General features: G+C 70.3%; 12 protein-coding genes. 8 read left to right on the top strand and 4 right to left on the bottom strand.

Annotated elements, in window-relative coordinates; all coding sequences use genetic code 11:
- Positions 1–98 precede the first annotated feature (98 nt).
- A complete protein-coding gene (gene fabG / locus ACFY7H_RS33705; protein WP_388946430.1) occupies positions 99–884 on the bottom strand; it encodes a 3-oxoacyl-ACP reductase FabG in 786 nt (261 codons plus the stop codon).
- A gap of 253 nt (positions 885–1,137) precedes the next feature.
- Between fabG and ACFY7H_RS33700 the strand changes: the two genes are divergently transcribed.
- The 6 genes from ACFY7H_RS33700 to tpg all read left to right on the top strand — a co-directional run bounded on the left by ACFY7H_RS33700 (position 1,138) and on the right by tpg (position 8,285).
- Entirely contained in the window at positions 1,138–2,409 is a 1,272-nt protein-coding gene (locus tag ACFY7H_RS33700) for a beta-ketoacyl-[acyl-carrier-protein] synthase family protein (RefSeq protein WP_388946428.1), read from the top strand.
- Complete coding sequence (locus ACFY7H_RS33695) at positions 2,406–3,665, top strand: ketosynthase chain-length factor (protein WP_388946425.1); 1,260 nt, start codon at positions 2,406–2,408, stop codon at positions 3,663–3,665. The genes ACFY7H_RS33700 and ACFY7H_RS33695 overlap by 4 nt, the downstream gene beginning before the upstream one ends.
- A 164-nt stretch (positions 3,666–3,829) precedes the next feature.
- Positions 3,830–4,333 carry a flavin reductase family protein gene (locus ACFY7H_RS33690; protein ID WP_388946423.1) on the top strand — a complete coding sequence of 168 codons (504 nt, stop codon included), beginning with the start codon at positions 3,830–3,832 and terminating at the stop codon, positions 4,331–4,333.
- Positions 4,334–4,356: 23 nt separating this feature from the next.
- Complete coding sequence (locus ACFY7H_RS33685) at positions 4,357–5,274, top strand: MBL fold metallo-hydrolase (RefSeq protein WP_388946420.1); 918 nt, start codon at positions 4,357–4,359, stop codon at positions 5,272–5,274.
- Between the two features lie 107 nt (positions 5,275–5,381).
- Positions 5,382–7,727 (top strand): telomere-associated protein Tap, encoded by a 2,346-nt coding sequence (gene tap / locus ACFY7H_RS33680; RefSeq protein ID WP_388946416.1) that lies wholly within the window; start codon positions 5,382–5,384, stop codon positions 7,725–7,727.
- 3 nt (positions 7,728–7,730) lie between these two features.
- Positions 7,731–8,285 (top strand): telomere-protecting terminal protein Tpg, encoded by a 555-nt coding sequence (tpg, locus tag ACFY7H_RS33675; protein ID WP_388946413.1) that lies wholly within the window; start codon positions 7,731–7,733, stop codon positions 8,283–8,285.
- Positions 8,286–8,340: 55 nt separating this feature from the next.
- Here the strand turns inward: tpg and ACFY7H_RS33670 are convergent, their stop codons facing one another.
- Entirely contained in the window at positions 8,341–9,120 is a 780-nt protein-coding gene (locus ACFY7H_RS33670) for an SDR family NAD(P)-dependent oxidoreductase (RefSeq protein ID WP_388946408.1), read from the bottom strand.
- A gap of 168 nt (positions 9,121–9,288) precedes the next feature.
- On the opposite strand from ACFY7H_RS33670, the gene ACFY7H_RS33665 reads away from it, so the two are divergent.
- Positions 9,289–9,771, top strand: coding sequence for a MarR family winged helix-turn-helix transcriptional regulator (locus ACFY7H_RS33665; RefSeq protein ID WP_388946404.1), 483 nt, complete (start codon positions 9,289–9,291; stop codon positions 9,769–9,771).
- Positions 9,768–10,205 (top strand): MarR family winged helix-turn-helix transcriptional regulator, encoded by a 438-nt coding sequence (locus ACFY7H_RS33660; RefSeq protein ID WP_388946400.1) that lies wholly within the window; start codon positions 9,768–9,770, stop codon positions 10,203–10,205. Before ACFY7H_RS33665 ends, ACFY7H_RS33660 begins: the two co-directional genes overlap by 4 nt.
- 137 nt (positions 10,206–10,342) lie before the next feature.
- Here ACFY7H_RS33660 and ACFY7H_RS33655 read toward each other — a convergent pair whose 3' ends face one another.
- Together ACFY7H_RS33655 and ACFY7H_RS33650 are read right to left on the bottom strand one after the other, a co-directional pair.
- Complete coding sequence (locus ACFY7H_RS33655) at positions 10,343–10,816, bottom strand: MarR family transcriptional regulator (RefSeq protein ID WP_388946398.1); 474 nt, start codon at positions 10,814–10,816, stop codon at positions 10,343–10,345.
- Entirely contained in the window at positions 10,813–11,529 is a 717-nt protein-coding gene (locus tag ACFY7H_RS33650; RefSeq protein ID WP_323188313.1) for a hypothetical protein, read from the bottom strand. The genes ACFY7H_RS33655 and ACFY7H_RS33650 overlap by 4 nt, the downstream gene beginning before the upstream one ends.
- Between the last annotated feature and the right edge of the window lie 1,312 nt (positions 11,530–12,841).

Here is a 12,841-nt window from a genome sequence, read left to right as displayed (position 1 = left end):
CGGCCGGAGCCGAGACCGTGATCTCGTGCTCCACCTCCCGCAGACCGGACTGCGACATGCTCATGACTCCTTCAGACTCGGGACGAACCGTTCGGGGATCAGAAGTTGCCGAGACCACCGCAGACGTTCAGCGCCTGCGAGGTGATGGAGGCAGCGGTGTCCGAGGCCAGGTAGCCCACCAGCCCGGCGACCTCCTCCGGCGTCGAGTAGCGCCCCAGGGGGATCTTCGACTGGAACTTCTCCAGAATCGCTTCCTCGGTCGCGTCGTACGCGGCGGCATAGCCCTGCCGCACCCGCTGCGCCATCGGCGTCTCCACGTACCCGGGGCACACCGCGTTCACGGTGATGCCCGTCGGGGCCAGTTCATTGCCCAGCGCCTTGGTGAAGCCCACCACGCCGTGCTTGGAGGCCGAGTACGGAGCGCCCAGGACGACGCCCTGCTTGCCGGCCGTGGACGCGATGTTGATGATCCGGCCCCAGTTCTTCGCCCGCAGGCCACCCGTGGTCAGCGCCTCGCGCGTCACCCGGAACACACTGTTCAGGTTCGTGTCGATGACGTCGTGCCACAGCTCGTCATCGATGTCGGCCGTCACACCACCGCCGGAACGGCCCGCGTTGTTCACCACCACGTCGACACCGCCGAAACGGTCGACGGCGGCCTGGATCCACGTCCGGACCCCCTCGGCGGACCGGACGTCCACCACCGCTCCGTCCACCTCGAGGCCCTCGTCCTGGAGCTGCTTGACGGTCGCGGCGACATCGCCCGCACTGCGGGCACCGATGAACACCCGGTGCCCCTGACCGCCCAGCAGCCGGGCCACAGCCAATCCGATCCCACTGGTCGCACCCGTGACGACAGCAACCCGCCCAGCCTGCTCCGACATTCGAACTCCTCGATGCTCAACTACGTGACCTACGGGCAGGCTCCGGGCCGCCGCTGGAGGCCAACTCGAGCCAGCCTCGGAATCGCCCGTGTCAGCGCTCCTGGACAGCGGCCCGGCCGTCCCACCATCAGGGTTCGATCAGGCATCGAGTGGGGTTTCCCAGGCTCGGACGGCAGCAGGTTGCGAGAGGCAGGCGCGCCGCAAGCGCCGTACCGAATGCTCAGCAGAAGGACTCACTAGTGAAGGACACTCAATGAGCCGACGCGTCGTCATCACCGGAATCGGCGTGGTCGCACCCGGGGGGGTAGGCACCAAGGAGTTCTGGTCCCTCCTCACCGCCGGGAAGACCGCCACCCGCGCCATCAGCCTGTTCGACGCCTCCGCGTTCCGCTCCCGCATCGCCGCGGAGGCCGACTTCGACCCCCTCGACCACGGCTTCACCGCCGAAGAGGCCCTGCGACTCGACCGGGCAGCGCAGTTCGCGATCGTCAGCGCGGACGAGGCCCTGCGCGACAGCGGCCTCGCCGGCGCCGATCTGGACCCGACGCGCACCGGCGTCACCCTGGGCAGCGCGGTCGGCTGCACCACGGGACTCGACACCGAGTACAACGCGGTGAGCCGCGGCGGCAGCACCTGGCAGGTCGACCACACGCTGGCCGTCCCCCACCTGTTCGACTACTTCGTACCGAGCTCGATGGCGGCCGAAGTGGCCTGGCGCGTGAACGCCCAGGGTCCCGTCTCCGTCGTCTCCACCGGCTGCACCTCCGGCCTCGACTCCATCGGCCACGCCGTCGAGCTGATCCGCGAGGGCAGCGCCGACGTGATGATCACCGGTGCGACCGAGGCCCCGATCTCCCCGATCACCCTCGCCTGCTTCGACGCGATCAAGGCCACGTCCCCGCGCAACGACGACCCCGAGACCGCCTCCCGGCCCTTCGACGCCACCCGCAACGGCTTCGTACTGGGCGAGGGCTCGGCCGTCCTGGTGCTGGAGGACCTGGAGAGCGCCCGCAAGCGCGGCGCCCACGTCTACGCCGAGATCTCCGGCTTCGCCAGCCGCTGCAACGCCTACCACATGACCGGTCTGCGGGCGGACGGCGTGGAGATGGCCGAGGCCATCAAGGTCGCCCTCGACGAGGCCCGTCTCGACGCCACCGCCGTCGACTACATCAACGCGCACGGTTCGGGCACCAAGCAGAACGACCGCCACGAGACCGCCGCCTTCAAGCGCAGCCTCGGACAGCACGCCTACGAGGTCCCGGTCAGCTCCATCAAGTCGATGATCGGCCACTCCCTCGGGGCGATCGGCTCCCTCGAAGTCGCCGCCAGCGCCCTGGCCATCGAGTACAACACGGTGCCGCCCACCGCCAACCTGCACAACCCCGACCCCGCCTGCGATCTGGACTACACCCCGCTCACGGCGCGCGAACAGCGCACCGACACCGTCCTCAGCGTCGGCAGCGGATTCGGTGGCTTCCAGAGCGCCATGATCCTGACCCGCCCGCGCCTGGGAGATGCCGCATGACCACCGAAACCGCAGTCCGCCCCGGCGGCACGAGCCTCTCCCCGGCCGCCGCGCCCGTCGTCACCGGCATCGGTGTCACCGCCCCCAACGGGCTCGGTACCGAGACCTGGTGGAAGGCCGTACTGCGCGGCGAAAGCGGCATCCGCCCGATCGCCCGCTTCGACGCCGAGCAGTACCCGGCCAAGCTCGCCGGCGAGGTCCCCGGCTTCAACGCCGCCGACCACATTCCCAGCCGCCTCCTGCCGCAGACCGACCACATGACCCGGCTCGCGCTCACCGCGGCCGACGAGGCGCTCGCCGACGCGGGAGTCGACCCGGCCGAGCTGCCCGACTTCTCCGCCGGCGTCATCACGGCGAGCTCCGCGGGCGGCTTCGAGTTCGGGCAGAAGGAACTCGAAGCCCTCTGGAGCAAGGGCAGCCAGTACGTCAGCGCCTACCAGTCCTTCGCCTGGTTCTACGCGGTCAACACCGGCCAGATCTCCATCAAGAACGGGCTGCGCGGTCCCAGCGGCGTGCTGGTCACCGAGCAGGCCGGCGGTCTCGACGCGGTGGCCCAGGCCCGCCGCCAGCTCCGCAAGGGGCTCCGGCTGGTGGTCACCGGCGGTGTGGACTCCTCCATCTGCCCCTGGGGCTGGGCGGCGCACCTCGCCGGTGGTGAGCTGACCACCAGCGAGGACCCCGGCCACGCCTTCCTGCCCTTCTCCCCCGACGCCGACGGCCACGTCGCCGGCGAGGGCGGTGCGCTCCTCGTCCTGGAGGACGCGGCCGCCGCCCGCGAGCGCGGCGCCGAGATCTACGGAACCGTCGCCGGATACGCCTCCACCTTCGACCCCGCGCCCGGCTCGGGCGGCGCACCGCGCCTCCAGGCCGCCGCCGAACTGGCCCTGCGCGAGGCCGGGCTCACGCCCGCCGACGTCGACGTGGTCTTCGCGGACGCGGCGGGACGGCGTGACGCGGACCGTGCCGAAGCCGAAGCCCTCACCGCCCTCTTCGGGGAGTACGGCGTCCCGGTGACCGCCCCGAAGACGATGACGGGCCGGCTCGCCGCCGGTGGCGCTTCCCTCGACCTGGCCGCCGCCCTGCTCTCACTGCGCGACCAGGTGATCCCGCCCACCGTCAACACCGGCCCGCCCGCGGCGGACTGCCCCGTCGACCTCGTGACGGAGGCACGGCCCGGGCGGCTGCGTACCGCGCTGGTCCTTGCCCGCGGCCGGGGCGGCTTCAACTCGGCCATGGTGGTCCGCGCCGACCGTTAACGGCGTTAACGCCACGGCGGCCCCTGGCAGGCGGCGTCTCGCGGCGTTAACGCCGTTAACGCCACCGCAGCCCAGCAGCTCGTCGCCGCCCCGAACGGGTCCACCGCCGTGCCGCACAGGTTCCGGCCGCCCCACACCTCACTCTCCAAGAGCCAGGAGGACCGTTGCCCCCCATCGACCCCGTCGACTTCGCCCGCACGATGGCACGCGTGCCCACCCCGGTCACCGTCGTGACCACCGTGGACCAGGCCGGACAGCGCTGGGGCTTCACCGCCAGCTCGTTCAGCTCGCTGTCCCTCGACCCTCCCCTGGTGCTGGTATGCCCGGCGAAGACGGCCTCCTGCCACGAGGCCTTCATCACCGGCGACCGGTTCCTGGTAAATGTCCTGGCGGCGGAGCACGCCGACATCGCCAGCAGTTTCGCCCGCTCGGGGCACGACAAGTTCGCCGGCAGCCCCATGGAACCGTGCGAGTTCGGCCTCCCCGGACTGCCCGACGCCACCGCCCGGATCGCCTGCACCCTCCACGACGTGCTGGACGGCGGCGACCACAGCATCCTCGTCGGCCGCGTCGAATCCGTCTCCACGGGCGGCGCCGAGCCGCTGGTCTACTACAACCGCCTCTTCACCAGGCCCGGGGTGAGCCCTGTGCTCGCCTCCACCCCCTGAATGCCCTCAACCAGGAGAGAGCAGTGACCGAACGTTCACCGTCCGTCCCGCGGCTGCAAGAGGTCGCCGAAGACGTCTACGCGTACATCCAGCCGGACGGCGGCTGGTGCCTGAACAACGCGGGCCTGATCACCGCGGGCGGCCGTCCCGCACTGATCGACACGGCCGCCACCGAGTCGCGGGCCCAGGCGCTGAAGGACGCGGTCGCGCGGGTCACCCCGCACGCTCCGGGCTTCGTCATCAACACCCACCCGCACGGCGACCACACCTTCGGCAACCGCCTCTTCGCGAACGAGGCGGTGATCATCGCCCACGAGGCGACACGCGCCGAGATGGACCTCGCCGGTCTGCACCTCACCGGGCTGTGGCCGGAGGTCTGCTGGGGCGACGTCGGCGTGGAGCTTCCCTCCCTCACCTTCCGCGCCCCGATCACCCTCCACCTCGGGGACATCCGGGCCGAGGTGATGCACCTGGGCACCGCCCACACCAAGAACGACTCCGTCGTCTGGCTGCCCGAACAGCGTGTCCTGTTCACCGGCGACATCGTGATGTCGGGTGCCACTCCGTTCTGCCTCACCGGCTCGGTCTCCGGCTCCCTCGCCGTCACGGAGAAGCTGCGCGCACTCGGCCCGCAGACCATCGTCTCCGGCCACGGCCCGGTCGGCGGGATCGAGCTGCTCGACTCCACCGAGGCCTACCTGCGCTACGTACAGGACCTCGCCGCGGCGGGCATCTCGGCGGGCCTCACCCCGCTGGAGACGGCTCGCGAGGCCGACCTGGGCCCGTTCGCCGCGCTCCTCGACAGCGAACGCCTCGTCCCCAACCTCCACCGCGCGTACGCGGAGGCCGCGGGCGCGGAGCCGGGGCACCATCTCGACATCGGGGAACTGTTCTCCGAGATGGTCGACTTCCACGGAGGCCTGCCCGCCTGCGCGGCCTGAGACGAACCGCACGGGGGTGTTAACGCCGTTAACGGCGTTAACACCCCCGTGCGGTTCGTGTGCGTTCAGCAGTGCGCTTCACATATAGGCTGCTGCTGGAGGTACCGATGACCGAGATGAACGAACAGGCCACGCTCTTCGCAGCGGTCGACGCCCTGCTGGAAGAAGCAGCCGCGCAGGACGGGCTCCCCCACCCCGACGAGCGCAAGCGCCTGCGCGAGGCCGCCGGTCTCAGCCAGGACCAGATCGCCAAGGCCCTCTCCGTCCGCCGCGAGACGGTCACCTCCTGGGAAACCGGCCGCACCTCACCGCGTCCCCCGAAGCGCGCGGCGTACGCCCGCCTCCTCGAGGGGCTCGCCGCCCGCCACCCCGTTAACGCCGTTAACACCCCCGGCCCGCACCCCGCCGACACCATCAACACCATTAACGGCGTTAACGCCCCCACCCCCGGCCCGGCCACCCCGCACCCGCAGCCGCCCGTGCCCCCGGCCCTTCCCGCCGACCCCATTAACGCCGTTAACGACACCACCCCCCACCCCGAGCCCACACCCCCCACCGTTAACGCCGTTAACGCCGCACCCCACCCGGCCACCGCCGCCGAGGAGCCCCCCACGGCCCTCCCGGTCGCACCCACCCCCGTTAACGCCGTTAACGCCCCCACATCCCCCGCCCCCACCTCCCCCGCCCCCGAATCCACCCCCGAGCTCCCCGCCACCGTTAACGCCGTTAACGCCCCGGCCCCCACCCGCCGCCCGCCCCAGCGCCCCACCCCCACACCCCTCGCGGGAAACGGCCCCCTCGCCGTCCTCGACGGCACCGGCCACGCCCACGCCGCCGGCGGCCTCCTCCTCCCCCACCCCACCTCCGACCTCCCCTCCCTCATCGCCTGGGCCCTCGGCCCCGACGCCGACCTCCGTTCCCCCCGCCTCCACCGCAACGGCAGGGACGGCGACCCCCTCCTCGTCCTCACCGCCCCCGCGGCCGAGCGCCTCGGTCTCCCCCTCGTCCTGGAAGACCGCCGCGCCCTGCGCCTCCCCGACAACCACCCCGTCGTCAAGCAGCTCACCAAGGCCAAGTGGCAGCTCACCCGCCGCGGCTTCGGCCCCTGGGCCCGCGTCTACCGCCCGGCCTCCCCCACCACCGGCCGCCAGTGCGTCCAGCTCGCGGTCCTCCCCTGGGGCGCCCTCGACCCCCGCGCCTGGGGCGAGGACACCGCCGACCTCCCAGCCCCCGAGCTCGCCGAGCTGCTCACCACCTACGCCGCCCGCGTCCTCACCCCCCGCGGCTCCACCGCCGTGACCGGTCTGGAACTCATGACGGCCCTGCGCCCGCCCACCCGCGCCGCCCGCAACCCGCAGACCAACGCCTGGGAGTCGGCACCCGTCCCCGGCTCGCTCACCCGCCCAGTCGACCCGGCACCGCCCGAGGCCCCGGACGAGCACCCGGTGGTCGCCTCCCTCTACCCCCGCGCCCACCAGCGCACCCCGGACGAGGTCCTCGACGAAGAGGCGTACGACTGGATCCGCGACCCGGAGCTCCTCACCGACGCCGAGTGCACCCGCACCCACGCCGTCGGCATCGACGTCAACATGGCCTTCGCCGCGGCCGCGAACCGCCTGACCGTCGGCCTCGGTCCCGCCGTCCACACCACCGCCCCCCGCTTCGACCCCAAGCTCCCCGGGTGCTGGCTCGCCGACCTCTCCTCCCTCTCCCTCGACCCGCGCCTCCCCAGCCCCTTCACGCCCCACGGCAAGCCCCCCACCGGCCCCGCCTGGTACGCGACCCCGACCCTCGCCTACGCCCAGGAGCTCGGCCACGACGTCCGGCCCGCCGAGGCCTGGATCCGTCCCGACAACGGCCCCTACCTCGACGCCTGGTACACCCGGCTCCGCGACGCCTACATGGCCACCATGGCGGACCTCGGCATCACCGCCTCCCTCACGGAGTCCGAGTACCTCACGGCCATGACGGCGTACAAAACGAACGCACCCCGCACCACCACGGCGGTCCTGTCCGCCATCAAGTCCACCGTCAAGGGCGGCATCGGCAAGCTCCGCGAGCGCCCCCAGGGCGCCGCCTACCGCCCGGGCGAGGCCTGGCCCGCCCTGGAGCGCCCCACCTGGCGCCCCGACATCCGCGCCGCCGTCATCTCCACGGCCCGCGTCAACATGCACCGCAAAATGCGCAAGCTCGCCACCGAGGCCGGCCTGCACCCCGTCGCCGTCCTCTCCGACTGCGCGGTCTACCTCTCCGACGGCCCCAGCCCCCTGGACTTCCTCCCCCGCACCCCCGAGGGCAAGCCCCTCCCCGGCGGCTTCCGCCTCGGCGTCAGCCCCGGCATGGTCAAGCACGAGGGCACCCAGCCGCTCCTCTGGGCCGTCCAGCTCCTCGACCAGCACCTCAACCCGGCCCGCCACATCAAGGGCCACGACGCGGCAGCAGACGGCGAGTAATCGATGTCCGACATCTCCGACAGCCTCACCAAGGCCGACGAACTGCACTTCACCCGCCCCATCCCCAAGTCGGCGGGTGCCCAGATGCGCTTCCTCGTCAAGCAGCTCAAATCGACGAAGGCAGTGGCGGCCACGCTCGGCATCTCCCAGCGCACGGTCGAGCGTTACGTGAAGAACGAGATCAAGCAGCCCAAACCGGCCCTCGCGGCCCGCCTGGAAGCCGAGGTGCGCCGCCGCTGGCAGCCCCTGGTCCGCAAGCGGGCACGCGAGCAGGCCGCGCGCACCACCGGCCTGATCATCGAGACCCGCGCCCGCTTCGGCTTCACCGCCGCCCCCGGCACCACCGACGACGGCCGTATGCGCCGCATCACCCAGCACCTGCCCCCGGAGTACGCCCAGCGCCTCTTCGCGGCCCAGGAATCCGGCGCCACCGAAGCCCAGCTCCGCCACATCACGGCCGAAGCCCTCCAGGAGATCTACTTCAAGGACAACGGCGCCCGCGCCACCAGCCTCCTGGTCGAGTTCACCGACATCGACTACGTCGACTTCGCCTTCTAGCGCGCCCCGGGCCCCGGCCCCCGCCACGCGGCGCACCGACCCGCAGCACGGGCGTTCAGCCGGCCGAGATCGGCCCGAGGTAGGTACCGCCGGAAACGTCGATGGTCTGGCCGGTCACCCAGCGCCCCCGCGGGCCCGCCAGGAAGCCCACCACGTCTGCGACGTCCTCCGGCTCACCGATCCGTCCGAGCGCGGTGATGGACTCGAGTCCGGCGACCGCCTCGGGAACCTCGGCGTAGTGGGCGATCATGTCGGTCAGCACCACCCCGGGTTCGACCGTGTTCACGGTGATCCCGCGTCGGCCCAGCTCGTTGGCGAGCGACGGGCCGAGGGCCGCGAGCGCCGCCTTGCTGACGGTGTACCCGATCTGAAGGGGATTCGCGATCCGGGTGGCGGCCGACCCCATGTTGACGATCCGCCCGCCGTCCCGCAGCAGCGGCAGCGCCCGCTGGACCACGAAGACCGGCGTGCTCACGTTGACCGCCAGCAACCGCTCGAACTCCTCCTCGGTGAGCTGTCCGATCGGAGTGGCCGAGTGGATGCCCGCGTTGTTGACCAGGATGTCCAGGCCATCCGCACCGTGGTCCGCCAGCCCGGCGGTGAGCTCCTTGAACAGCCGGTCCACCGCACCGCTCTCGCCGAACCGGGCCCGCACCGCGAACGCCCGGCCGCCGGCTTCCTCGATCTGCGACACGGTCTCCGCGGCGGCCCCGGCGTTGCCGCCGTAGTGGACCGCGACCAGCGCCCCCTCGGCGGCGAGACGCAGGGCGACCGCGCGACCGATCCCTCGTGAGCCGCCCGTCACCAACGCGGTCCTGCCGCCCAGCTCCCCCACGGTGCCGCTCCCCTCGCGATGCCCGGAAGAATCCGGGAACGATCCACCCTAGGCGGTCCCGGTGCGGTAGAGCACTAGCTCCTGCGGATTCCGGACAGACCTGCGTACCGGCGACCGCGACAACCAAAATACTAGCCATGTACATAATAGCCATCTACTCTATCCGTCATGAGCCCAACAGCCGAGAACGCCACGGCCGGCTACCTGGTCTGGCGCCTCTCCATGAAGTGGCGGGTCGCCGTCGACCGCGCGGTCGCACCGCTCGGGATGACCCACGCCCAGTACGCCCTGATGGCCTCACTGCACGGCATGTCGCGCTCGAAGCAGCGTCCCAGCCAGCGGCAGCTCGCCGACCACACGGGCCTGGAACCGCTGTACGTGTCCAAGCTCGCCCGCGCCCTGGAGACCTCCGGCCTCGTCGCCCGCAGCCGGGACCCCGACGACCCCCGCGCCATGCAGCTGTCGCTCACCGAGCAGGGACTCGACGTCACGCGCCGCGCCATCACGGTGGTCCAGGGCCTCCTGGACCAGCTGCTGGAGCCCCTGGGCGGCCAGAACGGCCCCCGCGCCCAGCAGTTCACCCGCGAGCTGGCGATCCTGCTCGACACGCCTCTCGATCCACACACCGACAACGAGAAGGATCCGTCATGACCACCGTCGCACCCGCCGTCAACGGCCGGCTCATAGCCCTGGCACACCACTCCGCCCGCGCCCTCGTGGAGGCAGCGCTGGCCCGCCACGACGTCACGTTCCACCAGGGCGTGACCCTCCGGGCCGTCACCGTCGCGGGAGGCTCCCTCGCCCGCGACGAACTCGTCGCCGAGGTCACCCACTCCCTCAAGACCGACCCGTCCGTCGTCCACGGCGCCATCGATGAGCTGACCCGCGCGGAGCTCCTGGTGCGGGAAGGATCCCTGCTGCACCTCACGGACGCCGGCCGGGACCTGTACGACACCACCGCGGCCGCGACCGCCCAGATCTCCGCCCGGCTGTACGCAGGCATCCCGGCCGAGGACCTGACGGTCGCGGGCCGCGTACTGACCCTGCTCACGGAGCGCGCGAACGCCGAACTGACCGGCTCCTGAGACTCACCGCACCCAAAGCCGCAGAAGCCCCCTCAAGCCCCTGAAAACCTTGGAGGGTCCCGGTGATATCACCGGGACCCTCCAAGGCTCCTGAGCCGCCCTCAGAGGCCTCCACAGGGCCCCTCTTCAAGCCACTCTCATCCCACGGCGTGCAACGTCCGTCGCCGCTTCGACTCCGCGGCCTTCTTCGCGGCGGCCTGCGCCGCGCGCTTCTTCCGCTGCTCCGCCAGCTGGTCCTGATACTCCGCCACCGCCTGGTGGTAGCTGGCGACGTAGCCGCGCGCGTCGAGCCGCTCGTCGGTGGCCATCTCGTTCACCGCCGCGACAGCGTCCTCGAAGGAGTTGTACCCGGCCAGCATCGGGTTGATCTGGTACACCCCGTTCCTGACCTTCCGCACGAGCTTGGCGAGCTCCAGGCTGCGCAGAGCCGCATTGACACTCGGCCTGCTCAGCTCCAGCATCCCGCCAATGGTGGCCTGGTCGATGAGGATCCGCCCGCCCGGCTCGCTCAGCGAACGCAGCTTCAGCAGCACACGGTACGCGGCAGGCGGAAGGTCCAGGTCGGAGAGAAGCCCGTCGGCGTTGACCGCAGCGAATCGCAAGGTGCTCACTGAGCTGTCCCTTCTTCCTTGCGCTGTGCCCGGCTCAGCCGGCGCGCAGCGCGCTCTTTGGACCGTTCGGCCCGCAGTTCCTCGATTGCCTGCCGCATGTGGTCCAGCGACGGGAACCGCACCAGGTCGGGCAGGCTCGTGTCGCTGCGAATCTGCGAGATGGTGCTGTGCTGCTCCACCTTCACGAACTCACCCGCCGTCTCCGTCCCCGGGATGAACTCGGCCACCCGGTAACTGTAGGGCGGGTTGAACTGGTACACACCCCGCCGCACCTTGAAGACGATCCCATGAGACATGACGGTGTGCAGAGCCTCCGACGTCTTTGTCCGACTGACGTCCAGGATCGTAGCCATCTCCTCCTGCGTAAGTGGAATCCGCCCTCCCGCCCGCTGGCACGCGATCAGCAGCAGGATGAGCCTCAGGGGCAAGGCTTCCCTGAAGTACTGGGCAATCACCAGGAAGAACTCGAGACTGTCCATCGAGAACGCATTTGGCTGACTCTGCGTCCCGTAGAACTCCAGCGGCTTGCGCTCACCGTCCAGCGTGAGCTTCCGGCTGGGGTACCGCTTCGCCAGGCTGTCCAGATCCTTCACCGGAGCCAGCGGCTGACTCCACGCCGAGATCGCGTCATCAACGGGGAGATCAGGACGCGGCGCGCGCGACGGACTCGGCCGGCGGCGCTGTGGCTCTGATGACACGAGGATGCTCTCCACTTCGTTGATCTGCAGAGAGAGTATGTCAACAAGGGTGACACTAATGTCACGCTCGTTGACGTTCGGCGTGTCTTGTGTCCCCCCACGAGGGACACATCTCGGCCACGGCCTCTCTCCGGCTCCTCCCGGACCCCCGCGCCCAACCCCTCCCCACCCCCACGCAGTTCACCGACGTATCTCCGCTAAAACGTCAGCCTCCCCGACGTTTTAGCCCAAAAAGCGTCAGTCTCGCTGACGTTTTGCAGGAGTTCTGTCCCCCTAGCAGCGACACATCCTCCGAGTTATGTCCCTTCTGAGGGGACATAACTTTCCCCCCGCACCCCCTCTGACCTGCGGCAACGCATCTCCGTACTCTCTATAGGCCGTCCCCTGCCGCGCTGCGCGCACTCAACGCCGTACTGAACGCGCGGCTGGACGCGGCTTTCTGACGTCGCAGCACCACAGCCCGGCGACCCGGGTCCTCCGGACACGGTGTCCATAACCACGCAGAATCTGACTGATTCCTATCTCTATCCCCACATCACTTTGAATCACCACCTCCTCGACCATTAACGGCGTTAACACCCCCACCTCCCTCCCAAGCAGTCCACTAGCGAGCCTCAAGCAGTCCTCAGCGCTTCCCCCACTAAAAAGTCCTCACAAAAGTCGATGGCTTCCCTTCAACTGCTGTCAGCTCCACTCCCCGAACCCAGCTAAGCGGAACCACCACGTATCAGGTGGTGAACCCTCATCCGCCCCCCTGCCAAAAGCTTTCAGCCACAAGGCAAAGTCCGAGAATCAACCCCGTGCACCTCCACTTCAAGCAACCGACCCTGCTCCACAGAACGGATGTGGCTCCCAAGTGAACGAAGGAGGCCCAATGAGAACGAAGGGAGGACTACGCAACCCCGTCCCTCCCTAGCAAAGAGAGGAGGACTCAAGCCGAAGCAAAGCGGAGGCTACCCCTGCCCGAAGGCAGGACAGTTGGGGCGCTGAGCTCCCCGCCCCCGAGCGGAGCGGAGGGGGTCTCGGCCGGAGCGGAGTGGAGGCTTTCTCTACTGTCCTGGAGCGGAGCGGAGGCCTGAAGTCCTTGACCTGGCGGAGCCAGCCACCAGCCGAGCGAAGCGAGAAGCTCCCCCTCCGGAGCGGAGCGGAGGCGGGGAACCTGGCTGGCGAAGCCTGCCCCCTCCTCAAGCGAGGGCAGGGGCTCCTGGCCGGAGCGAAGCGGAGGCCTTCTCTGTTGTCCTGGAGCGGAACGGAGGGAGGCTTGGGCTGGCGGAGCCAGCCCTCCCCGAGCGGAGCGAGGGGGTCTTCGGCCGGAGCGAAGCGGAGG

Origin of the sequence: Streptomyces sp. NPDC012794, from assembly GCF_042901085.1 — a bacterium.
Classification (GTDB): Bacteria; Actinomycetota; Actinomycetes; order Streptomycetales; family Streptomycetaceae; genus Streptomyces.
Note: the sequence above shows the minus strand (reverse complement) of the source record. Positions and strands in the feature narration are given on the sequence as shown.